The organism is Curtobacterium sp. PhB115 (assembly GCF_003752025.1).
Classification (GTDB): domain Bacteria; phylum Actinomycetota; class Actinomycetes; order Actinomycetales; family Microbacteriaceae; genus Curtobacterium.
Genome location: NZ_RJKR01000006.1, coordinates 546,858 through 570,145 on the forward strand (window position 1 = coordinate 546,858; position 23,288 = coordinate 570,145).

The 23,288-nt window shown below is 68.8% G+C and carries 19 protein-coding genes and 3 tRNA genes; 11 read left to right on the plus strand and 11 right to left on the minus strand.

Annotation, left to right across the window (positions count from 1 at the left end; translation table 11 throughout):
* Positions 1 to 28 precede the first annotated feature (28 nt).
* From recF to EDF19_RS08245, 7 genes are all read left to right on the plus strand, one after another.
* Complete coding sequence (gene recF / locus EDF19_RS08210) at positions 29 to 1,405, plus strand: DNA replication/repair protein RecF (RefSeq protein ID WP_260217021.1); 1,377 nt, start codon at positions 29 to 31, stop codon at positions 1,403 to 1,405.
* Positions 1,405 to 1,905: a DUF721 domain-containing protein gene (locus tag EDF19_RS08220; protein WP_123680404.1), complete on the plus strand. Its 501-nt coding sequence runs from the start codon at positions 1,405 to 1,407 to the stop codon at positions 1,903 to 1,905. Before recF ends, EDF19_RS08220 begins: the two co-directional genes overlap by 1 nt.
* Positions 1,906 to 2,038: 133 nt before the next feature.
* On the plus strand, positions 2,039 to 4,042 hold the full coding sequence (gene gyrB / locus EDF19_RS08225) for a DNA topoisomerase (ATP-hydrolyzing) subunit B (RefSeq protein WP_123680405.1): 2,004 nt from the start codon (positions 2,039 to 2,041) through the stop codon (positions 4,040 to 4,042).
* A 128-nt stretch (positions 4,043 to 4,170) separates the two neighbouring features.
* On the plus strand, positions 4,171 to 6,828 hold the full coding sequence (gene gyrA, locus EDF19_RS08230; RefSeq protein WP_123680406.1) for a DNA gyrase subunit A: 2,658 nt from the start codon (positions 4,171 to 4,173) through the stop codon (positions 6,826 to 6,828).
* Positions 6,821 to 7,228 carry a DUF3566 domain-containing protein gene (locus EDF19_RS08235; RefSeq protein ID WP_027466922.1) on the plus strand — a complete coding sequence of 136 codons (408 nt, stop codon included), beginning with the start codon at positions 6,821 to 6,823 and terminating at the stop codon, positions 7,226 to 7,228. The genes gyrA and EDF19_RS08235 overlap by 8 nt, the downstream gene beginning before the upstream one ends.
* 75 nt (positions 7,229 to 7,303) lie before the next feature.
* A tRNA-Ile gene (locus EDF19_RS08240) sits at positions 7,304 to 7,380 on the plus strand.
* 56 nt (positions 7,381 to 7,436) lie between these two features.
* A tRNA-Ala gene (locus EDF19_RS08245) sits at positions 7,437 to 7,509 on the plus strand.
* A gap of 458 nt (positions 7,510 to 7,967) precedes the next feature.
* Here the strand turns inward: EDF19_RS08245 and EDF19_RS08250 are convergent.
* Entirely contained in the window at positions 7,968 to 8,543 is a 576-nt protein-coding gene (locus EDF19_RS08250) for a hypothetical protein (protein ID WP_123680407.1), read from the minus strand.
* Between the two features lie 116 nt (positions 8,544 to 8,659).
* Here EDF19_RS08250 and EDF19_RS08255 point away from each other — a divergent pair, with 116 nt between their 5' ends.
* Positions 8,660 to 9,199, plus strand: coding sequence for a peptidylprolyl isomerase (locus tag EDF19_RS08255; protein WP_123680408.1), 540 nt, complete (start codon positions 8,660 to 8,662; stop codon positions 9,197 to 9,199).
* Between the two features lie 7 nt (positions 9,200 to 9,206).
* Positions 9,207 to 10,061, plus strand: a complete 855-nt coding sequence (locus EDF19_RS08260; RefSeq protein WP_123680409.1) for a rhomboid family intramembrane serine protease — start codon at positions 9,207 to 9,209, stop codon at positions 10,059 to 10,061.
* Between the two features lie 572 nt (positions 10,062 to 10,633).
* Here EDF19_RS08260 and EDF19_RS08265 read toward each other — a convergent pair.
* Positions 10,634 to 10,888 carry a cell division protein CrgA gene (locus EDF19_RS08265; protein WP_123680410.1) on the minus strand — a complete coding sequence of 85 codons (255 nt, stop codon included), beginning with the start codon at positions 10,886 to 10,888 and terminating at the stop codon, positions 10,634 to 10,636.
* Positions 10,889 to 10,970: 82 nt separating this feature from the next.
* Between EDF19_RS08265 and EDF19_RS08270 the strand changes: the two genes are divergently transcribed.
* Complete coding sequence (locus tag EDF19_RS08270; RefSeq protein ID WP_123680411.1) at positions 10,971 to 11,615, plus strand: aminodeoxychorismate/anthranilate synthase component II; 645 nt, start codon at positions 10,971 to 10,973, stop codon at positions 11,613 to 11,615.
* A 169-nt stretch (positions 11,616 to 11,784) separates the two neighbouring features.
* On the opposite strand, the gene pknB is transcribed toward EDF19_RS08270, so the two are convergent.
* The 7 genes from pknB to EDF19_RS08305 all read right to left on the minus strand — a co-directional run bounded on the left by pknB (position 11,785) and on the right by EDF19_RS08305 (position 20,975).
* On the minus strand, positions 11,785 to 13,605 hold the full coding sequence (gene pknB / locus EDF19_RS08275; protein WP_260217027.1) for a Stk1 family PASTA domain-containing Ser/Thr kinase: 1,821 nt from the start codon (positions 13,603 to 13,605) through the stop codon (positions 11,785 to 11,787).
* Between the two features lie 117 nt (positions 13,606 to 13,722).
* Positions 13,723 to 15,489 (minus strand): serine/threonine-protein kinase, encoded by a 1,767-nt coding sequence (locus EDF19_RS08280; protein ID WP_123680413.1) that lies wholly within the window; start codon positions 15,487 to 15,489, stop codon positions 13,723 to 13,725.
* Complete coding sequence (locus EDF19_RS08285; protein WP_123680414.1) at positions 15,486 to 16,940, minus strand: penicillin-binding protein 2; 1,455 nt, start codon at positions 16,938 to 16,940, stop codon at positions 15,486 to 15,488. The genes EDF19_RS08280 and EDF19_RS08285 overlap by 4 nt, the downstream gene beginning before the upstream one ends.
* Entirely contained in the window at positions 16,937 to 18,379 is a 1,443-nt protein-coding gene (locus tag EDF19_RS08290; protein ID WP_123680415.1) for an FtsW/RodA/SpoVE family cell cycle protein, read from the minus strand. Before EDF19_RS08290 ends, EDF19_RS08285 begins: the two co-directional genes overlap by 4 nt.
* Positions 18,376 to 19,740, minus strand: a complete 1,365-nt coding sequence (locus EDF19_RS08295; RefSeq protein WP_123680416.1) for a Stp1/IreP family PP2C-type Ser/Thr phosphatase — start codon at positions 19,738 to 19,740, stop codon at positions 18,376 to 18,378. Before EDF19_RS08295 ends, EDF19_RS08290 begins: the two co-directional genes overlap by 4 nt.
* A gap of 6 nt (positions 19,741 to 19,746) precedes the next feature.
* Positions 19,747 to 20,298 carry an FHA domain-containing protein gene (locus EDF19_RS08300; protein ID WP_123680417.1) on the minus strand — a complete coding sequence of 184 codons (552 nt, stop codon included), beginning with the start codon at positions 20,296 to 20,298 and terminating at the stop codon, positions 19,747 to 19,749.
* Positions 20,295 to 20,975 (minus strand): DUF3662 and FHA domain-containing protein, encoded by a 681-nt coding sequence (locus EDF19_RS08305; protein ID WP_123680418.1) that lies wholly within the window; start codon positions 20,973 to 20,975, stop codon positions 20,295 to 20,297. The genes EDF19_RS08300 and EDF19_RS08305 overlap by 4 nt, the downstream gene beginning before the upstream one ends.
* Positions 20,976 to 21,061: 86 nt before the next feature.
* On the opposite strand from EDF19_RS08305, the gene EDF19_RS08310 reads away from it, so the two are divergent.
* Positions 21,062 to 21,148 (plus strand) — tRNA-Leu (locus tag EDF19_RS08310).
* 217 nt (positions 21,149 to 21,365) lie between these two features.
* On the opposite strand, the gene EDF19_RS08315 is transcribed toward EDF19_RS08310, so the two are convergent.
* On the minus strand, positions 21,366 to 22,553 hold the full coding sequence (locus EDF19_RS08315) for a Fic family protein (RefSeq protein ID WP_185022746.1): 1,188 nt from the start codon (positions 22,551 to 22,553) through the stop codon (positions 21,366 to 21,368).
* Positions 22,554 to 22,632: 79 nt separating this feature from the next.
* On the minus strand, positions 22,633 to 23,274 hold the full coding sequence (locus EDF19_RS08320; protein WP_123680420.1) for a TetR/AcrR family transcriptional regulator: 642 nt from the start codon (positions 23,272 to 23,274) through the stop codon (positions 22,633 to 22,635).
* Positions 23,275 to 23,288: the final 14 nt, after the last annotated feature.

Here is a 23,288-nt window from a genome sequence, read left to right on the forward strand (position 1 = left end):
CACCCGGGGAAACCCGGACTCGGCCCGCGTGCACGTCGACCATCTCCAACTGACCGACTTCCGGAACTACCGGGAGGCGGACGTCGACCTCGCACGCGGGCCGAACCTGTTCGTCGGACGGAACGGCCAGGGCAAGACGAACCTGGTCGAGGCGATCGGGTACCTCTCCACCCTGGGCTCGCACCGCGTCCCGACCGATGCGGCGCTCGTCCGTCAGGGCTGCGACGCCGCGATCGTCCGGGCCCGGCTCGCCCACGAGGACCGCAGCATCCTCGCCGAGGTGCAGATCAACCGCACCGGAGCGAACCGCGCACAGGTGAACCGCTCAGCGATCAAGCCCCGTGAACTGCCGCGCTACTGCACGAGTGTCCTGTTCGCCCCGGAGGACCTGGCGTTGGTCCGCGGCGAACCGGCCGGCCGCCGGCGCATGCTCGACGAGCTGCTCGGGCAGATCGCGCCCCGGATGCAGGGTGTCCTCGCCGACTACGACCGCACGCTCCGGCAGCGGAACACCCTGTTGAAGTCCGCCCGGGCGACCGGCGCGAAGGCGAACGCGCTCTCGACCCTCGACGTCTGGGACGAGCGGCTCGTCGGACTCGGCGCCGAGATCGTCGCGGCACGGGACCACCTGACCCGGCGGCTCGCTCCGTTCGTGGCGGAGGCCTACGCCACCGTCGCCGGTGCGTCCCACGATGCCTCGATCGCCGGGGTGCTCTCGATCCGCGGCGGCGACCCCGAGGCTGCGGCCGCGACCGACCCCGTGCTCGGGACCCCGGACGAACCGGTCACCGTCGCGTCGGCGGCGGAGGCCTTCACCGCGGCCCTCGAGCGGCGGCGCCGCGACGAACTCGACCGCGGGCTGACCCTGGTCGGACCGCACCGCGACGACGTCCTCTTCCAGCTGAACGGGTTACCTGCGCGCGGGTACGCCAGTCACGGGGAGTCCTGGTCGTTCGCGCTCGCCATCCAGCTCGCGAGTGCGTCGATCCTGCGTGCCGAGTCGAACCTCGGGGACCCGATCATCATCCTCGACGACGTGTTCGCCGAACTCGACGAGTCACGGCGCGAACGGCTGGGGAACGCGGTGGCCGACTACGAGCAGGTCCTCATCACGGCGGCCGTGTTCGGTGACGTGCCCGCGCAGCTGGCCGCGCACACGGTGCGGATCGAGGCGGGCACCATCGTGACGGACGAGGCGGACACGAGCCGCGCCTCCAGGCAGGAGACCGACGGGACCGGCGCTGACGGGACCGGCGCTGACGCGACCGGCGCTGACGGGACCGGCGCTGACGGGACCGGCGCTGACGGGACCGGCGCTGACGGGACCGGCGCCGACGGGACCGGCGCCGACGGGACCGGCACCGACGCCGACCCGACCGGCACCTCCACGGAAGCCGGCACCTGATGCCCCGACCGTGGAAGCCCACCGAACCGTCCCGCGTCTACCGCCACCTCCGCGCCGTCTTCGGTGACCCCTCCAAGCGCGGCGTCGACGCCCGACGCCGCCGTGCCCGCGAGTTCGACGCCGACACCGTCCCGTACGGTCGCGGCCGCGAACCCCGGGGACTCGGCGACGTGGTCGGATCCCTGGCGAACGAGCTCGGGTGGACGGAGCCCTTGGCCCGCTCCGAGCTCTTCGTCGACTGGCCGAGCGTCGTGGGCGAGGAGCTCGCGAAGCACTCCACCCCGGTGACCATCGACGACGGTGCGCTGGTCATCCGCTGCGACTCGACGGCCTGGGCGACGCAGCTCCGACTCATGCGTTCGAGCGTCACGACGACGATCGCCGAACGGCACCCGGAAGCCGGGGTCGAGTCGATCAGGGTTTCCGGCCCGGACGCCCCCACCTGGAAACGCGGCCCCAGGACGGTCCAGGGGCGCGGTCCTCGCGACACCTACGGTTGAGCCGACGAAATCATCCTGCAGTGCCAAAAAAGCCCGTCTGAGGGCCGGATGAGCCCTCGAAAGAGGGGCCTCTGCGGTAGACTGAGAGGTGCAGTGCGCGGGCGTTCCGCGCGCAGGCAGGAGCACGCTCGACATGGCATCAGAATCTGAAGACGACCCGCAGAACCCGCTCGGCGAGGAGACCCCGCAGAGCGAACCGTCCTACGGAGCAGACCAGATTCAGGTGCTCGAGGGGCTCGAGGCGGTCCGCAAGCGTCCCGGTATGTACATCGGTTCGACGGGGCCCCGCGGTCTGCACCACCTGGTCCAGGAGATCGTCGACAACTCTGTCGACGAAGCCCTCGCCGGGTACTGCGACACCATCGACGTCACCATCCGTGAAGACGGCGGCGTCCGCGTCGTCGACAACGGCCGCGGCATCCCGGTCGGGATCCACGCGGCAGAAGGTGTCTCCACGGTCCAGGTCGTCCTGACCGTCCTGCACGCCGGCGGCAAGTTCGGCGGCGGCGCGTACGCGGTGTCCGGTGGTCTGCACGGTGTGGGTTCCTCCGTCGTGAACGCACTGAGCTCCGAGCTCGACGTCGAGGTCCGCCAGCAGGGTCACGTCTGGCGCCAGAGCTACACCGACGGCGTCCCGGTCGCACCGCTGACCAAGGACGAACCGTCCGACGAGCACGGCACCACGATCACCTTCTGGCCGAACGCCGAGATCTTCGAGACCGTGGTCTTCGACTACGAGACCCTGCGCACCCGGTTCCAGCAGATGGCCTTCCTCAACAAGGGCCTGCGGATCAACCTGCGCGACGAGCGCACCCCCGCCGAAGGGGAAGAGGCTCGGGGCGACTCCTTCATGTACGAGCGTGGTCTCGCTGACTACGTCGAGTACATCAACGCGCAGAAGAAGGCCGACCTCGTCCACCCGGACGTCATCGGCTTCGAGTCCGAGGACACCGAGCGCAAGATCGCGCTCGAGGTCGCGATGCAGTGGAACACCTCGTACCAGGAGAGCGTCCACACCTTCGCGAACACGATCAACACGCACGAGGGCGGTACCCACGAAGAGGGCTTCCGTGCCGCACTGACGACCCTCGTCAACCGCTACGCGCGCGAGACGAAGATCATCAAGGAGAAGGACGACAACCTGACGGGTGACGACATCCGTGAAGGGCTGACGGCCGTCATCTCGGTGAAGCTCGGCGAGCCGCAGTTCGAGGGCCAGACGAAGACGAAGCTCGGCAACACCGAGGCGAAGTCGTTCGTCCAGCGCGTCGTCGGTACCGAGCTGACGCACTGGTTCGAGAGCAACCCGACGCAGGCGCGCGACGTCGTGCGCAAGGCGATCCAGGCGTCGCAGGCCCGGCTCGCGGCCCGCAAGGCCCGTGAGACCACCCGTCGCAAGGGGCTGCTCGAGTCGGGTGGCATGCCCGGCAAGCTGAAGGACTGCCAGTCGAAGGACCCGACCCTGTCGGAGATCTTCATGGTCGAGGGTGACTCCGCCGGCGGTTCCGCCGTGCAGGGTCGCAACCCGATGACCCAGGCGATCCTGCCCCTGCGCGGCAAGATCCTGAACGTCGAGAAGGCCCGGCTCGACCGTGCGCTCGCCAACCAGGAGATCCAGTCGATGATCACGGCGTTCGGTGCCGGCATCGGCGAGGACTTCGACCCGGACAAGGCCCGCTACCACAAGATCGTGCTGATGGCCGATGCCGACGTCGACGGCCAACACATCACCACGCTGCTGCTCACGCTGCTGTTCCGCTACATGCGTCCGCTCATCGAGCGCGGCTACGTGTACCTCGCGCAGCCGCCGCTGTACCGCCTGAAGTGGTCGAACGCGGCGCACGAGTACGTGTTCAGCGACCGGGAGCGCGACGCCCTCATGCAGGCTGGCATCGCCGCCGGCAAGCGGATCCCGAAGGACAACGGCATCCAGCGTTACAAGGGTCTCGGCGAGATGGACTACAAGGAGCTCTGGGACACCACGATGAACCCGGACACCCGCACGCTCCTGCAGGTCACGCTCGAGGACGCCGCCGCGGTGGACAGCGTCTTCTCGACGCTGATGGGTGAGGACGTCGACGCACGTCGCCAGTTCATCCAGCAGAACGCCAAGGACGTCCGGTTCCTGGACATCTGACCGTCTCGAGATCCAGGCCTGGAGGCGCGGCGTGAGCCGCGTCGACCAGTCCCGACCACCTGTGGTCGCGCCCGGCGCGACCAACGGAACCACAGCCTCCAGGCTGTCCAGAAAGGGAACGAAGCCACATGGCTGACGACAACGAGAACGGCGCCGACGAGCAGCCCGAGATCGTCCACGGCGACAGCGGGGACATCGTCGTCTCCGGTGACCGCATCTCGCAGGTCGACCTGCAGCTCGAGATGCAGCGCTCCTACCTCGACTACGCGATGTCGGTCATCGTCGGCCGTGCCCTGCCCGAGGTCCGCGACGGCCTCAAGCCGGTGCACCGCCGTGTGATCTACGCGATGTTCGACGGTGGTTACCGTCCGGACCGCGCGTTCTCGAAGTGCTCCCGTGTCGTCGGTGACGTGATGGGCCAGTTCCACCCGCACGGCGACTCGGCGATCTACGACGCACTGGTCCGCCTCGTGCAGCCGTGGTCGCTCCGCTACCCGCTCGCGCTCGGCCAGGGCAACTTCGGCTCGCCGGGCAACGACGGCGCCGCTGCTCCGCGGTACACCGAGACCAAGATGGCGCCGCTCGCCATGGAGATGGTCCGGGACATCGACGAGGACACCGTCGACTTCCAGGACAACTACGACGGTCGCACCCAGGAGCCCGCGATCCTGCCGGCACGGTTCCCGAACCTGCTGGTCAACGGCTCGGTCGGCATCGCGGTCGGCATGGCGACGAACATCCCGCCGCACAACCTGCGCGAGGTCGCCGAGGGCGCGAAGTGGGCCCTCGACAACCCCGAGGCCACCCGCGAGGAACTCCTCACCGCGCTCATGCAGCGCATCAAGGGACCGGACTTCCCGACCGGTGCACAGATCCTCGGTACCAAGGGGATCCAGGACGCCTACCGCACCGGCCGCGGCTCGATCACCATGCGCGCCGTCGTCAACGTCGAGGAGATCCAGGGTCGCACCTGCCTCGTCGTCACCGAGCTGCCGTACCAGGTCAACCCGGACAACCTCGCGATCAAGATCGCCGACCTCGTCAAGGACGGCAAGCTCGCCGGCGTCGCGGACATCCGTGACGAGACCTCCGGTCGGACGGGTCAGCGCCTGGTCATCGTGCTGAAGCGCGACGCCGTCGCCAAGGTCGTGCTGAACAACCTGTACAAGCACACGCAGCTGCAGGAGAACTTCGGCGCGAACATGCTCGCGATCGTCGACGGTGTGCCCCGCACGCTGCCGCTCGACGGCTTCATCTCCGCGTGGGTCGCGCACCAGGTCGACGTCATCGTCCGCCGTACCCAGTTCCGCCTGCGCGAGGCCGAGAAGCGCGCCCACATCCTGCGCGGCTACCTCGCAGCGCTCGACGCCCTCGACGAGGTCATCGCCCTCATCCGCCGGTCGCCCGACGTCGAGGAAGCCCGGACCGGCCTGATGGACCTGCTGTCCGTCGACGAGATCCAGGCCCGCGCGATCCTCGAACTGCAGCTCCGTCGTCTGGCCGCCCTCGAGCGCCAGAAGATCCACGACGAGGCGGAAGAACTCGAGCGCAAGATCGCCGACTTCCAGGACATCCTCGGGTCGGAGAGCCGCCAGCGTTCGATCATCCGCGACGAGCTCGAGGAGATCGTCGAGCGCTTCGGCGACGACCGCCGCACCGAGATCATGCTCGGGTACGACGGCGACATGTCGATGGAAGACCTCATCCCCGAAGAGGAGATGGTCGTCACCATCACCCGCGGCGGGTACGTCAAGCGCACGCGCAGCGACCAGTACCGTTCGCAGCACCGCGGCGGCCGTGGTGTCCGTGGCGCCCAGCTCCGCGCCGACGACATCGTCGAGCACTTCTTCGTCACGACGACGCACCACTGGCTCCTCTTCCTCACCGACCAGGGCCGGGTCTACCGCGCCAAGGCGTACGAGCTGCAGGAGGCCGGGCGCGACGCCAAGGGCCAGCACGTCGCGAACCTGCTGGCGATGCAGCCCGACGAGCAGATCCAGCAGGTGCTCGACATCCGCGACTACGAGGTCGCCCAGTACCTCGTCCTCGCGACCGAGCACGGCCTGGTGAAGAAGACCGCGCTCACCGAGTACGACACGAACCGCACCGGCGGCATCATCGCGATCAACCTGCGCGACGGTGACAAGCTGCGCCAGGCGCTCCTCGTCGACGAGCACGACGACCTGCTCCTCGTGTCCCGACAGGGCATGTCGCTCCGCTTCACCGCGACGAACGACACTCTGCGGCCGATGGGCCGATCGACCTCCGGTGTGAAGGGCATGTCCTTCCGCGAAGGCGACTCACTGCTCGCCGCACGGGTCGTCTCGGACGACGGCTACGTCTGGGTCATGACCGAGGGCGGCTACGCGAAGCGCACCTCCGTCGACCAGTACCGGGTCCAGGGCCGCGGTGGTCTGGGCATCAAGGTGGCCAAACTGGCCGTCGACCGGGGGGACCTTGTGGGTGCTCTCATCGTCGGTGAGGACGACGAGGTGCTCGTCGTGCTGCAATCGGGCAAGGTGGTAAGGTCTGCCGTGGCCGAGGTCCCTGCCAAGGGTCGAGACACGATGGGCGTCGTCTTCGCGAGGTTCGCGGAGAACGACCGGATCATCGCGGTGGCCCGGAACACAGAGCGGAACCTGGACGACCAGGACGACGCCGAGATCGAGCCCGCGGGCCCGGTGGAGACGGTCAGCCCTGCCGAAGCGGCCCCGGACTCCACTGATCCCAACGAAACCGAGCCCGTCGAAGACGAGGCCGGAGAGGACCAGTCGAGCAATGAGTAGTGTCGCCGAGAAGCTCCAGAAGAAGGCGAAGCGACCCGTCGGCACCCGCCAGGTGCGGTTGCGGCTGGTCTACGTCGACTTCTGGTCGATGGTGAAGCTGAGCTTCCTCATCGCCCTGGCCGGCTCCATCGTGATCGTGGTCGCCACCGCGCTGGTGTGGGTCATCCTCAACCAGACGGGCGTGTTCACCCAGGTGGACGCCCTGTTGAAGGACGTCACTGGCCAGAACAGTTACTCGATCATGGACCAGTTCTCGCTGGGCCAGGTGCTCGGGTTCTCCATCGTCGTGGGCATCCTCAACGTGGTCGTCGGCACCGTGCTCGGCGCCATCGTGAGCGTGCTCTACAACCTCAGTGTTCGCATCACCGGCGGCCTGCTCGTCGGCTTCACGAACAACTGACACACCCGGGCCGGATGAGCCGACCACTCGATTTCGTTCTGCGGGATCCGTACGGTAGGCTTTCATCCGGTCTGAGGGGCTATAGCTCAGGCGGTTAGAGCGCTTCGCTGATAACGAAGAGGTCCAAGGTTCAAGTCCTTGTAGCCCCACCAGTTCTTCGGAACACCACGACAATTCCATCCCGTCGCCGAGCATCTCGGTGGCACCCGGGGCCTTAGCTCAGTTGGTAGAGCGCCTGCTTTGCAAGCAGGATGTCGGGAGTTCGATTCTCCCAGGCTCCACTCGCGGAAGCCCCTGGTTGACGAATTCGTCGTCTACCCAGGGGCTTCGTTCTGTGCCCATGCGCGCCACTGCCACTGCGGCGCGGGCGTCGCCGACGGCTCGGTCGTCGTGCTTGTCTGCGCGCCTTCGGCAACGCGCCGCGTCGCGATGGCCGGGTTCGCCACTCCGAGTCCTCCTCGTCGAGTGGTCACGACATGCCGCTTGCGTGGCATCGAGGTGGCTGGAACCGTCGTCTGCGCGCCGTCTGGGCGACAGGTTGCGACCTCTCGGCGGCGTCCCCGGGGCGCGTTGCGCGACCATGTGGCGGACGGGAGGCGCGGGGCCAGGCCGGTGCGAGCCTCCAGGCAGGGACGCGGGTGCGTCCAGAGCACGCGGCGGACGGGTGCACGGGTCCCGGACCCGGGAACGACGAAGGGCCCCGGCGGGATGCCGGGGCCCTTCGTACGAACCGGGGAGGTCAGGCGGCGGGCTTCTCCGCCGTGTCAGCGTCGTCGGCGACCCACAGGTCGTCGTCGGCGCGGAGCGTCTGGTACGCGGCGTACGCAGCACCAGCGACGGCGACCACGCCGACGATGATGAGTGCGACACCGCCGAAGCCGATGCCCTTCTTCTGCTGCGACGGGACGTACTTGTTCGCAGCCTTCTTGGCGCTCTTGCCCTTCTTGCGGGCGTTCTTCACGATCTTCTTGACCCGGGGGTCCTTCGCGAGGTCGGTGACGCTGAGCACGGAGCCAGCGGTCGACACCAGTCCGGGGATGACCTCGGACTGGAACTTGTGCGAAGCGCTCTGTGCTGCGGACGTCGCAGCGTGCACCCCGGTGGCGACCGCAGGGCGGATGCCGTTGTCGATCGCGTTCTGCACGCGGGGGGCGATGTCCTTGCGGGCTGCATCGGCTGCGTTCGACCGGGCTTCGGCCAGGATCGCGTTCGCGTGCTCGAGGACCTTGCGCTGCTCTCCGAGGAGCGAGGCGGTCTGGCCCTTGAGCTTCTTGATCTGCTTCCGACGCTTGCGCGGGATCTCGATCGTCGTCATCTGGTACCTCCATCGGATCGGCGTGACCCCATCCTGCCACCAGAGTCCCTGACAGGTCACGGAGCCTCACCTGTGGGTCCGGTCCGTACGCAGCCGGTACATGCGAGAATCGGAACATGTCTCTGCACACCGCTGTCGCAACGATCCACACCAACAAGGGCGACATCCGCGTCAACCTGTTCGGCAACCACGCTCCGAAGACCGTCAAGAACTTCGTCGACCTCGCCACGGGCCAGCAGGAATGGACCCACCCGGGCACGGGCAAGGTCTCGACCGACAAGCTCTACGACGGTGTGGTCTTCCACCGCATCATCAAGGACTTCATGATCCAGGGCGGCGACCCGCTCGGCCAGGGCATCGGCGGCCCCGGCTACCGCTTCGACGACGAGATCTCGCCCGAGCTCACCTTCCAGAACCCGTACATCTTCGCGATGGCCAACGCCGGCATCCAGGGTGGCCGCGGCACCAACGGCTCGCAGTTCTTCATCACCACGGTGGCGACGCCGTGGCTGCAGGGCAAGCACACGATCTTCGGTGAGGTCGCCGACGACGAGTCGCGCGCCGTCGTCGACGCCATCGAGGGTGTCGCCACCGACGGCCGTGACAAGCCCGTCGAGGACGTGGTCATCCAGAGCATCGACGTCGAAGGCGTCTGATCCTCACGTGACCGACCAGGCGTACAACCCGAACAACACCTGTTACCGGCATCCGGACCGGCAGAGCTTCGTCCTCTGCCAGCGCTGCGGGCGGACCATCTGCCCGGAGTGCCAGACGCCGGCAGCGGTCGGGGTGCACTGCCCAGAGTGCGTGCGTGAACAGCGCGCACAGTTCCAGGCGAACCGCCGGGCGTCCGGAGCCCCCAGTGGGCTGACGGTCGCCCGGCGCCGCTTCGCCATGCTCGACCAGAAGGCGACCGTCGTCATCGTGGCGATCACCGTGGCCATCTGGCTGCTCGACCAGGTCACCGGTGGCTTCTTCACGCGGCTGCTCGCGTACAACTCGCTGCTGCTGCCGACGCAGCCGTGGCGTGCGGTGACCGCGCTCTTCGTGCACTCGGGGATCTTCCACATCCTGTTCAACATGTGGGCGCTGTGGATCTTCGGTCGGATGCTCGAGAACATGCTCGGAGCCTGGCGGTTCCTGGCGCTGTACTTCATCACCGGGATCTTCGGGTCGATGCTCGTGACGTTCCTGGCTCCCGGTACCTGGGTGGTCGGCGCCTCCGGGGCGATCTTCGGGCTCTTCGCGGCGTTCTTCGTCCTGCAGCGCAGCCTCGGCAACAACGCGGTGCAGCTGCTCGTGATCATCGGACTGAACCTGGTGATCGGGTTCCTGCCGGGGACGAACATCTCCTGGCAGGCGCACGTCGGTGGGATCATCGGTGGTTTCCTCGTGGGCTTCGTGTTCGCGCGGACCCGCAACATCCGCCAGCGGCCCCTGCAGATCGCACTACTGGTCGCGGCCGCGGTCGTCGGCATCGCCCTGACCGGGGTCGGGTACGCCGTCACGATCGGCTAGTTCCACAGATCCGCGTCACCGAACGCCCCGTCGCTGCTGCGGCGGGGCGTTCGTCGTTCCCGCGGTCCAGCGGCGCGGTCGCAGTCCGTCGCGCGTCCGTGGCTCGCATGTCGCGCTCTCGCGGGAGGCGACACTCTGCCGCCGAACTTCCGCGGGGAACTGTCGCGCTGGCGGATGAGACTGCGCGACGCTCCGGGCATCTGTCGCCCTCGCGACCAACAGGCGGACGGGAGGCACGGTGCCAGCCCGCCACGGGCCTCCCGTCCGCCGTCTGGTCCGATGACTGCGCGCCGCAACCGCCAGCCGGGCCTTTCCACAAGGACGCCGCCGAGTTGTCCACAGCTGTGGACAAAGCGGTGAGTTACACGGGTGTGATTATCCCCATTGTGGATTCAGCTGTGGATAACTCGGGGGGCGGGGTGTGGACGGCGATGTGGAGAGTGTGGAGAAGTGTGGACAACCGCCCGGATCGTGGAGGATCCCGGCACCTACGCCCAGGAGGCCTGTGGAGAACGACAACGCCCGCCGCACCTTGCGGTGCGACGGGCGTCGGGAAGTCTCGAGGCTGGGGATCAGCGCCACCGGGTGGTCATCAGGAAGCCGACGAACATGATGCCGAAGCCGATCAGGATGTTCCACGAGCCGAGGCTCGGAACCGGCAACGTGGCGTTCGAGATGTAGAAGACGATCACCCATGCGAGACCGATGATCATGAAGCCGAACATGACCGGCTTGAACCACACCGGATTGGGGCTGTCCCCCGCGGTGTCGACCGAGTCGGCTCGGGTCCTCCGGGCGGGCTTGGTGCGGTCCTTGTCCTTGGCCATGGCCGGTATCCTACCGTGACAGCGCGTGTGGATCGGGCCACGGACACCCGCACACATCCCCCACGAGTACGGTGAACCGACCATGACCAGGATCCTCGTCGTCGACAACTACGACAGCTTCGTCTACACGCTGAACGGCTACGTCCAGCAGCTCGGGGCCGAGACGGACGTCGTCCGCAACGACGCCTTCCCGGAGTCCGAGATCGCGGATCGCATCGCCGAGTACGACGGTGTGCTGCTCTCTCCCGGCCCGGGCACCCCGGCCGACGCCGGCGTCTCGGTGCCCACGGTCCGCGCGGCCATCGCCGCCGGGGTCCCCCTGCTCGGCGTCTGCCTCGGACACCAGGCCATCGCCGAGGCCCTCGGTGCGACGGTCACCCACGCCGAGGAACTCATGCACGGCAAGACCTCGCAGGTCGACCACGACGACAGTGTGCTGTTCGCTGGCGTCCCGCACCCCTTCACCGCGACGCGGTACCACTCGCTCGCGATCGTGGACGGCACCGTCCCCGACGAACTCACCGTGACGGCGCGGACGGGCGGTGGCGTCATCATGGGTGTCCAGCACCGCGACCACCCCGTGTACGGCGTGCAGTTCCACCCGGAATCGGTCTTGACCGAGGGCGGCTACCGCATGGTCGGCAACTGGCTCGAGACGACGGGGCTCTCCGGTGCGGCCGAGCGTGCCGACGGCCTGGGTCCCCGGATCGCGACGCACCGCGCCTGACGTCGTCGCGCCTGGCGTCGTCGCGCGGACGCCACCGTGCGGACGCCACCGTGCGGACGCCACCGTGCGGACGCCACCGTGCGGACGCCACCGCGCGGACGCCACCGCGCGTGACGTCGTCGCGCGGACGCCACCGCGCGTGGCGTCGCCGAGCGTCTGACCTGGTCGGTCAGCGACCGCCGCGGTTCCCGCCGTCGTCGTTGTTGTTGCCGCCGTCGTCACCGTCGTCCGAGTTGGAGCTCGACGTCGGTGCACGGGTCGGTTCGCTCGACGCCGCGCAGTAGGTGAGCGCGACCGAGCTGCCCTGGGTGACGTCGCCGGCCGGGGTGTCCTGCTGCGTGACGATGCCACCGGTGCACGAGTACGAGGGCGCCGGGGTGACCGTGAGGCCGAGCTGCTCGAGCGACGCCTTGGCGTCGGAGAACTGCTGCTGGGTGACGTCGGGCAGCTGCACCTTGCCGTTCGACACCGTGAGGTTGATCACGATGCCCTTGGTGTGCAGCGACGCGGCCTCGGGGTCGGAGGCCATGACCGTGCCCTCGGGGACGTCCGGCGAGTAGTCGGAGGTGATCGCGCCGACCTCGAAGCCGGCGGCCGCGAGTGCCTGCTGAGCGGCGGCCTGGGACTGTCCGGCGAGGTCCGGGACGGGGACGCGCTCGGGCCCGATGGACACGACGACGTTCACGTTCTGGTTGCGCCCGACGTTCGTGCCGGAGCCGGGCTCGGTGCGGATCACCCGGCCCTTGTCGACGTCGTCGGAGTTCTCCTCGACCTTGACGGCCGTGAGGTCCTTCTTGTCGAGGGCGGTCGCCGCTGCACTGTAGGTCGAGCCGACGACGTTCGGCACGCTCACCGATGACGACACCGGCGGCTTGCCCGGCTGCAGGTTGGCGACGAAGAACACGACGCCGACGATGACCGCGACGGTGAGCAGGATGCCGACCCAGATCCACGCGACCGGCGGACGGTTCTGCGTGCGCTGCGGTCGGTGCTCGGCAGTGTCGTCGTCGAGCTCGCGGAACGCTGCGGCGGAGTTCGTGGTGGTGCGCGGGTCGACACCGAACAGCACGGTGGAGGCATCGTTCGCCGCGTGCTGCTGGAGCTTCCGGCTGGACGTCGGGATGTGACCGGCGGCCGCCTGCTGCAGGTCGGTCCGGAACTCGGCGGCGTTCTGGAAGCGGCGCGTCCGGTCCTTCACGAGGGCGTGCAGGGTCACCGCGTCGAGCGCCGGCGAGACCTCGGGGGAGATCGACGACGGCGCGACGGGCTGCTCGCTGACGTGCTGGTACGCGACGGCGACCGGGGTGTCCCCGAGGAACGGCGCACGGCCGGTGAGGAGCTCGAACAGCACCACGCCGGTGGAGTAGAGGTCGGTGCGGGCGTCCACGGTCTCGCCGCGGGCCTGCTCCGGGGAGAAGTACGACGCCGTGCCGAGGATGGACGTCGTCTGCGCCACCGTCGCCGACGTGTCGGTGATGGCTCGGGCGATGCCGAAGTCCATGACCTTCACCTGGCCGGTGTGCGTGACCATGACGTTCGCGGGCTTGATGTCGCGGTGCACGACGCCGGCACGGTGCGAGTACTCGAGCGCGGTGAGGATGCCCTCGGTGATGCGGACTGCTTCGTCCGGGGCGACGGCGCCCTCGGCGATGATGTCGGAGAGCGGGCGGCCCTCGACGTACTCCATGACGATGAAGGGGACCTGCACCTCGGCGCCGGAGTTCTCCGTCACCGTCTCTTCGCCGGCGTCGTAGACGCGGACGACCGTCGGGTGCGCCATGCGCGCCGCGGCCTGGGCTTCCTGCCGGAACCGGGTGCGGAACGCCGGGTCGTTGGCGAGGCTCGGCTTGAGCAGCTTCACCGCGACCTTGCGACCGAGGCGGGTGTCGTTGCCCAGGTGCACCGTGGCCATGCCGCCCCGACCGATGACGTCACCGATCTCGTAGCGGTTGGCGAGGAGCGTGATCCCCGCGGTCACACCTTCTGGCACGTACTCCTCCGTCTGTCGGTCCGGGCTAGTGTACGGCAGCCGCACCTGGTGAGACGCTGGTCACCGACCCGTCGAGCGAACCGTTACCGAACGGTGTCGACAGCCCCCGTCCGGGGGTCAGTCCATCGGCGTCTCGGTGGGGTTGATCCCGTCGCTCGGGTCCGTCGTCTCCTCGTCGGTGGGCTCGGTCCACTCGACCTGTGCACCCGGCGAGGAGTCGGACACCACGGTGGTGCCGGACTGCGGCGACTTGCAGGTCACCTTGTAGGACAGGGTCACGGTGCCGGACTGCGCGGCCGCGACGGTCACCGCGGTGCCCGAGGTCGAGCCGGAGCTCGTGCCGTTGGACACGACCGTGCCGTTGTCGATCGTGTACGTGTACGTCACGTCGGAGTACCCGGCCGGGCAGCTGCCGTAGGACGGCCAGCTGTAGGTCACACGGCCGGACGAGCTCACGGTGCCACCGGTCGCACGCTCCGGGGTGTCCGCCTTCAGGACTTCGCCGTAGGCGCGGATGGTGACCAGCGTGCCCGGGGACAGGCTGCCTTCCGGGCTGAGCGACTGCACGGTGCCGACCTGGTCGGCCGACGTGGCGTTGTCACCGGCCTCGACCGTCGCCTGCAGACCCTGGCCGCGGAGCTGGTTCGCGACCGTCTCGGCGTCCTGGCCCTGGTAGTCCGACGAGGACACCGTCACGCGGGTCTCGGTCGGTGTCTGGGTGGGCGTCGGGGTCTCCGTGCGGGTCGGCTTCGGTGTGCTCGACGTGGACGGCGTGGGGTCGGGATCGTTGTCCGAGCCGGTCAGGGCGAACGCCCCGACGACTCCGGCGATCGCGAGCACCACGACGATGCCCACGACCCACCAGATCCAGGCGCGCTTCTTCTTCTTCGGCTCTTCGGCCTCGTCGGTGGCGGGCGAACGAGGTGCCCCCGGTCCGCCCACGGTCGCGCCGGCCTGCGTGCCGATGAGTGCCGTGGCGGCGTCGTTCCCCTGACCCGGCGGCGGGTTGAACGCGACGGTGCCGCCCTGGGCGAGCGCCGGCACCGCGACGGTCGCAGCGGCGACGTCCCCGCGACGGAGCGCCTGTGCGGCCCGGGCGAGGTTGGCGGCGGTGGCCGGCCGATCGGCGGGCTTCTTCGCGATGCAGGAGATCACGAGGGCCGCGACGGGCTCGGGGATGTCCCCGGGCAGCGGCGGCGGCTGCTCGTTGATGTGCGCCATCGCGATCGCGACCTGCGACTCGCCCGTGAAGGGGCGACGGCCCGCGAGGCACTCGTACGCGACGATGCCGAGCGAGTAGATGTCGGTCGACGGCGACGCCGGGTGCCCGCTCGCCTGCTCCGGCGAGAGGTACTGCACGGTGCCCATGACCTGGCCGGTCGCGGTGAGCGGGACCTGGTCGGCGATGCGCGCGATGCCGAAGTCGGTGATCTTGACCCGACCGTCCGGCGTGATGAGCAGGTTGCCGGGCTTGATGTCGCGGTGCACCAGGCCGACCGCGTGTGCGGCCTGCAGGGCGTTCGCGGTCTGCGCGACGATGTCGAGGACCTTGTCGACCGGCAGGGTGTGCTCGCGCTCGATCATGGTCGAGAGCGCTTCGCCGGGGACGAGCTCCATCACGAGGTAGGCGCTGCCGTCCTCCTCGCCGTAGTCGAAGACGTTGGCGATGCCCTCGTGGTTGACGAGTGCGGCGTGCCGGGCCTCGGCGCGGAAGCGCTCGAGGAACCCGGGGTCACCGAGGTACTCGTCCTTGAGGATCTTGAGTGCGACGGTGCGCCCGATGACGAGGTCGGTCGCCTGCCACACCTCTCCCATGCCGCCGATGGCGACTCGGGAGGAGAGCTGGTACCGCCCACCGAAGGTGAGTCCGCTGGTGGGTCTCATTTGTTCAGCACCGCCTCCATGACTTTCTTCGCGACCGGGGCCGCGACCGTGTTGCCGACTCCCGACTGGCCGAGTCCGCCGCCGTCGCCGACGACGACCGCCACGGCGACCTCAGGGTCCTTCGCGGGTGCGAACCCGGTGAACCAGAGTGTGTAGGGATCGCCCGTTCCGCCTTCGGCCGTGCCCGTCTTCCCTGCGACGTCGACACCGTCGATCTTGGCATTGGTTCCGGTCCCGGAGCTGACGACGCTCTGCATGGCCTCGGTGAGGTCAGCGGACTCGGAGGACGACAGCGGATCACTGTACTGCTTCGGGGAGAAGGACTCGACCGTCTTCAGGTCGCTCGTGGTGATCGAGTCGACGAGCGAGGGCTGCATGACCTTGCCGCCGTTCGCGATCCCGGCGGACACCATGGCGATCTGCAGCGGGGACACCCGGACGCTGGCCTGCCCGAACGCGCTGAGCATGAGCTGCGCGGTCGAGTCGACCTCGGGGTACTGGCTGGCGGTGGCGGCCATCGGGACCTCGATCGCGTCGCCGAAGCCGTACTTGTCGGCCATGCTCTTGATCGCGTCGTAGCCGAGCTTCTGTCCGAGTTCCGCGAACGGGATGTTGCACGAGTACTGGATCGCCGTGCGGAGCTTCACCTTGTCGCCGCCACCGCACGTGCCGCCCTCGGCGTTGTTGATGTACGTGCTCGTGCCGGGGAGCTGCAGGCGGGACGGGTTCGGGAACGTCGAGTCGAGGTTGTACTTGCCGCCCTCGAGCGCGGCCGAGGCGACGACGAGCTTGAACACCGATCCGGGCGTGTACAGGTCGCCGCCGATGGCCCGGTTCTTCAACGGGGACGACGACGAGGCGATGAGCGCGTCGTACTGCTCCTTGACCGCTGCGGTGTCGTGCGACGTCAGCGAGTTCGGGTCGTAGCTCGGCTTCGACACCATCGCGAGGATCTTGCCGGTCTTCGGCTGGATGGCGACCACGGCGCCGCTGTTCGAGCCGAGCGCGTCGTAGGCGGCCTGCTGGACGTCGGGGTCGATCGTCAGGTTGACGTTGTCGCCCTGGACGTCCTGGCCGGTGAGGATCGAGTTGAGGTTCTGGAAGAACGACGCGTCCGAGTTGCCGGAGAGCACGGTGTTCTCGGCGCTCTCGATGCCGGTGTTGCCCTGCCCGATCGTGAAGTACCCGGTCACGGCGGAGTAGAGGTCACCGTTCGTGTACTTGCGCTGGTACTGGTACTGGTCGTCCACCGGGGTCGACTCGGCGATCGGGCTGCCGTCGACGAGGATCGCACCGCGCTTGGTCGAGTAACTGGCGAGGATGGTTCGCGAGTTCCGCGAGTCGGCGCGCAGCTGGTCGGCCGAGAAGAACTGGATGGACGTCGTCGACACGAAGAGTGCGACGAACATGAGCACGATGACGGTCGAGACACCGCGGAGCTGTCGGTTCATCGACGACGCTCCTTCCTGGTCGCGCGCGCGGACCGCCCGCTCGCGGCGGAGAGCGCGCCCTGCTGGACGCGTTGTTCGGCGGGGATGGAATCGGTGAGTCGCAGCAGCATCGCCGCGATGATCCAGTTGGCGATGAGCGAGGAACCACCCGCAGCCATGAACGGCGTCGTCAAGCCGGTCACCGGGATCACCCGGGTGATGCCGCCGACGACGACGAAGACCTGCAGCGCGATGACGAAGCCGAAGCCGACGCCGAGGAGCTTGCCGAAGTCGTCCTGCGCCATGAACCCGACGCGGATGCCGCGGGAGGCCAGCACGATGAAGAGCGCCAGGATCGCGAAGACGCCGATCAGGCCGAGCTCCTCGCCCAGCGACGCGACGATGTAGTCCGCGTTGGCGACGGGGGTGATGTACGGCCGGCCCTGGCCGAGTCCGGTGCCGGTGATCCCGCCGTTCGCGAAGCCGAAGAGCCCCTGCACGAGCTGGTAGCTCGCCTGGGTGTCGCGGCTGAAGACCTCTTGGTTGAACGGGTCGAGCCACTGCTCGAAGCGGCCGTGCACGTACTCGAGGACGCTCTGGGCGACGAGCGCACCACCGACGAACAGCACGAGCCCGATGGCCACCCAGCTGATCCGTGCGGTCGCGACGTAGATCATCACGAGGAACAGGCCGAAGTACAGCAGCGCGGTGCCGAGGTCGCGCTGGAACACGAGGACGGCCATCGCCGCGCCCCACATCACCAGGATCGGACCGAGGTCACGCGCTCGCGGGAACGTCATGCCGAGGAACTTCTTGCCGACGATCGACAGCGAGTCGCGCGCGGTGACCAGGTACCCGGCGAAGAACAGCGCCATGGTGATCTTGGCGAGCTCGCCCGGCTGGAACGAGAACGGCCCGACGCGGATCCAGACCCGAGCCCCGCCCGGCGCGTACCCGATGCCCGGGAGCATCGGCAGCAGCAGCAGCGCGATCGTCAGGAACATGAAGATGTAGCGGTAGCGCTGCAGGAACCGGTGGTTCCGGACGAGCAGCAGCGTGGCGATCGCCAGCACCATCGCGAGCATCGTCCAGACGATCTGCTTGACGCCGATCGCGTCCCACCCGGTCAGGCCGTTGTGGATGTCGATGCGGTAGATCTCGGCGATCCCGATGCCGTTGAGCACCAGGGCGACCGGCAGGATGAACGGGTCGGCGTTCTTCGCGACGACCCGCAGCACCACGTGCATGACGAGCGCGAGGCCGAGGATGCCCCCGCCGACCCACAGCACGGACGTGTCGAACAGGCGGCCCTTGGTGCCGAGCTGCACGAGCACCATCGCACCCGCGCAGATGCCGCAGGCGATGACGAGCAGCACGAGCTCGAGGTTCCGAGCGCGTGCCGGTTCACGGAGCTTGATCGTGATCGCCTGCGTGAAGGACTGGGCGGTGGCGTTCGTCATCGCGAACCCCTGGTCGGGGTCGGCGTCGGCGAGGACGACCTGGTCGAGGACGGCGAGGGCGACGGTGAAGTCGTGGAGCCCCCGTCACCGCCGGTTCCGGCCTGGTCCTGGCCCGTCTCGGCGGCTTTCCGCAACCGGTCGACGATGTCACGGGCGTCGTCGAGCGACTGCGCGTTGATCGTCGAGCGGACGTTCTCGCGGGTGTAGTCCGGCAGCGACGACACGGTGATGTCGGTGTCCTCGTACACGTCGGAGAGCGCCAACGGCCCGATCGACTGCTGCACACCCTTGTAGATCGCGACCGTGCCGCTGTCGGTGCCGACGTAGTAGTGGTCCTGGATGATCCGCCACCCGAGGAACACGGCACCGACGAGTGCGGCGATCGCCACCACGAGCGCGATGGTCCACGAGATGCGACGACGGATGCGGCGACGGCGGTCCTCGGCGATGAGCTCGGCGAAGAACTGGTCCGACTCGGGCTCGAAGTGCGAGTCCTCCGGGGCGGTGGTCACCTTGAGCGGGTGCAGCAGGATCGTGGGGAGGCGGATCGGCTTCCGGCCGGTCGACGCCTCGAAGGTGAGCGGTGCCGCAGCGGAACCGACGGTGGTCGCGGCGTCGTCGTCGTCGTCCACCTCGGTCGCGGTGACGTCCATCACCACGACGGTCACGTTGTCGGGGGCGCCGTGGTCGAGCGTCTCCTTCACCAGGCGCTGCGTGACCTGGTTCGCGTCCATCGTGGACGCGAGGGCGTGCCGGATGCGTTCCTCGGCGAGGTACGACGACAACCCGTCGGAGCAGAGCAGCCAGCGGTCGCCGGCCTGGATGTCCATCACCGCGGTGTCGACCTCGGGCGCGGCGTCGACGTCACCGAGCACGCGCATGAGCACGGACCGGCGGGGGTGCACGGCGGCTTCCTCCGGCGTGATCCGGCCGCTGTCCACGAGGCGCTGGACGAACGTGTGGTCCGAGGTGATCTGCTGCAGTTCGCCGTCGCGGTACCGGTAGATCCGGGAGTCGCCGATGTGGGCGATCGCGATCTGCTCGCCGACCCGGATCATCGCGGACACCGTGGTGCCCATGCCGGTGAGTTCCTGGTGCTCGAAGACCGTCTCGGTGATGAGCTGGTTCGCCGCGATCAATGCCGACTGCAGCGCGAACTCGGCGTCGTGGGCCGACGGGAACTCGCGGTCGACCTCCCTGATGCGTCGGATCGCGATCGCCGAGGCGACGTCGCCGCCGGCGTGCCCGCCCATGCCGTCCGCGACCGCGAACAGGTGCGCCCCGGCGTAGCCGGAGTCCTGGTTGTTCGCGCGGATGCGTCCCACGTGGGACACAGCGGCGCTCAGCGTGCGAGCGGTCATGCCGGGTTACCGCCGCAGCTCGAACGTCGTCGTCCCGATCGTGATCGGCGTGCGCTCCGCCACGATCAGGGGAGCGCTCACCTTCTGACCGTTGACGAAGGTGCCGTTCGTGGACTCGAGGTCGGTGAGGAGCCAGCCCTCGGCGCGGAGGTCGAGCCGGGCGTGGTTGGTCGAGGTGTAGTCGTCGCGGATGACGACGTTGGACTCGCTGGAGCGGCCGATCGTGATCGGTCCGCCGCCGAGCGGCATCTCCATGCCCTCGCGCGCGCCCTCGGTGATGACGAGGCGGACCGCAGCCGGCGAGGCGGACTGCTGCGTGCCTCCAGGCTGTCCGATGAGGTCCGTGAACGCACCGTTCGATGCCGGGCCGGAGGGCGCTGCTGCGGGGATCGTCGGGGTGGTCGGCCCCGACGGGGCGGCCTTCGGATCGGTGGGGATCGTCCGCACGCGCTGACCGAAGAGGTCGCTGCGCAGCGCGAAGACGATCACGAAGACGAACAGCCAGAGCACCGCGAGGAACGCGAAGCGCAGGACGAGCAGGGTCAGCCCTGTTGTCATCGAGCACCTCCGTCGTTCTCGGGGATCACCCGGAACACCATACGGGTACGACCGATCTCGATGGTGGAGTCCGGCTCCACGATCGCCTGCTGGAAGTGCGCGCCGTTCAGCTTCGAGCCGTTCGTCGAGCCCAGATCGGTGGCCTGGGCGTGCTTGCCGTCCCACAGGACCTCGACGTGCTTCCGGCTCGTCCCGGTGTCCGCGATGGTGATGTCCGCGTCGCTGCCACGACCGATGACCGTGCGTCCCCGCTGCAGGCGGTGTCGCTGCGACCCGATGTCGAGGACGGCGATCCACGCGACGTCCCGCTGCACCGTCGTCGAGTCGATCTGCAGGATGCCGGTGGACAACGTGCCGTCCTGTTGCAGCCGGATCGTGACCGGACCGGAGAACGAGTAGTTCTGCGCGACGGCGTGCTGGTGGGCCATCTGGGTGAGTTCGTCGATCAGCGGTCGACCGACGTCGTTCATCCGCGTGAAGTCCGGCGGCGCCAGACGGACGGTGAACTCGTTCGGCACCAGGATCCGCTCGCGCGACACCACGGCGGCCTTCGTGTCGAGCTCGCGGCGCAGGGCGCTCGAGATCTCGACCGGCTGCACACCGGAGCGGAAGGTCTTCGCGAACGCGCCGTTCACGGCGCGTTCCAACCCTCGCTCGAAGTTGTCCAGCAGGCCCATGCGTCTCCAGTGTCGTCGGTCGTCAACCACTGCATGGTAGTGGTTGGCACCTGAGGCAGTCTGTGCGTGGTAGTGTTTCGGGGCTGGCGCGAGTGGCGGAATTGGTAGACGCGCACGGTTCAGGTCCGTGTGCTGGAAACGGCGTGGGGGTTCAAGTCCCCCCTCGCGCACCAGGCAGAAACACGGAAGGCCCCCGGAGAGATCCGGGGGCCTTCCGTGTTTCCGGGGGCTGGTTCGGCAGGCTGTGCGGAGTCGGGACCGGTTCGCGTCCAGATCCGGCCTGGAGGCGCGGCTCGCCCCCGACACGCCGGTGTCGGCAACTCCGTGGTCGGTTCTTCCGGCATCGCCACGCCCGACGAACGCGCGCGCGGGGCAGGGCGGGGGAAGGGCTCAGAACTGCGGTGCCTGACGGCGGCCACTGCGTGCGGCGAACGCGTCGAGTGCGTCGATGACCTCGAGGTTCACCCAGATGCGGTTCCGGCGTTTCGAGTTCCCGGAGCGGAGGACGCCACGTTCGACGAGCTGCTCGAAGGCGTTCCCGATGGCGGGTGCACTCGCGCCCGTGCGCTCCGCGGCCAGCCGGGCGTTGAGCACCGGGTGTTCCACGGACAGTTCGACGATCTTCCGCGCGGTCGCGTCGGAGCGCAGGCCCCGGAGTCGTCCCTCCCAGGCGTCGCCCAGCGCACGGATGTCGCGTGCGAGGTGCTCGGCATTGCGGAGCCCGGCGATGGAAGCGGCCGAGAACACGTCGACGATCGCCGAGGGGTCTCCGCGACGGTACGCGCCGAGGCCGTCGAAGTACGCGTCGAGGTCCGTCAGGATCCCGCTGCTGACGGGGATGGTGAGGTGCCGGAGCAACCCGCCGCGCCGGAGGATCGCCTGCACGAGGGCTCGCCCGGTCCGTCCGTTGCCGTCGGGGAACGGGTGGATCGTCTCGAACTGCGCGTGTGCGATCGCCGCCTGGACGAGCAGAGGCAGGTCCGTGCGTCTGGTGAACGCGAAGAGATCGTCCATCGCTGTGGCGACGCGGTCCTGGTGGGGTGGAACGAACACCGCGAGGTGCGGGAGTGCTCCGCCGATCCAGACCTGCTCGTTGCGGTACCGCCCGACGAGGTCGGGCGTCACATCGTCGAGCAGCTCGCGGTGCATCGCGATGATCGTCTCGTCCCCGATGTCGTCCGCGAGTGCGATCGCAGCTTCCATCGCCCGGACGTTCCGGACGATCTGCGGGGCGTTCCCCGTGATCCGCTCGTCGATCTCGGCTTCCGAGATCGCGCGCGCGCCGGCAGTCAGGTGCTCGATCTCGGAACTCGACGCGGATTCGCTGCGGAGGAGCACGCCCGAGAACGGCGCAGGGAAGGCCTCGTACTCGGCGTCGAACCGCGTGATGGCACGAGCGGCGTCGTCCGCCTCGGCCAGGGTCGCCGGTGGGAGGGAGAACACCGACTCGGCGATGCGAGCCGGAACAGCGGCCCGGTAGGGGCGGGCTCGCAGGTCCGCTTCGCGCCGGGACACGAGGTCCCAGTCGTCCGGACGCGGGAGCATGCGCTCGTCCCAGGACAGTTCCGTCCCTGCCATGCTCGTGAACCCTTCATCGCCGCATTCCTTGTTGAAGGTTAGCTCGTAAACTTCAACAAGGGGGAGGTCCGGCCAAGGATCAGGACGGATCGAGGGCGGACGCGTCGAGGCCGACGGCCCGGGCGATCGTCGAGCGGACGAGGCCCTCGCGGGTCGGACGATCGAGGTAGTCGACGAGGGCGTACCCGTTCGTGGCGTCGACGAGGGCGAAGAGCAGTCGACCGACGGCATCCGGGTCGTCGGTGCGCAGCACGCCGTCGCGGACCCCCTCGGAGACGACCGAGGTCGCGAGGAGCTGCCACTCGTCCATGACGTCCCGAGCGGCCGCCGCCAGTGCCGCGTTCGACCGGCCGATGCTCCACGCATCGGCCCACAGTGTCGCGACGTCGTCCCGGGCGGGGTCGGCGATGCAGGCGAGCAGGGTGCGGAGTCGTCCGACCGGTCCGCCGTCGTGCACCCCGCCGTCGTTCGCCCCGCCGACGATCCCGCGGACCTCGGCGACCTCGGTGCTCGCCACGGTGCGGAAGGTCTCGCCCACCAGGTCTTCCATGTTCGGCCGGTAGTGCGCGACGAGTGACGGAGCGACGCCGATCGACGCCGCGACCCCGCGCAACGTGACGCCGGCGAGGCCCTCGGCGCGGGCGACGTCGATCGCGGCGGCGGTGATCTGGGCCTCACGCTCGGCCGGGCTCAGGCGCCGGCGGGCCGGTGTCGTCGGCATCGTCCCACCGTATC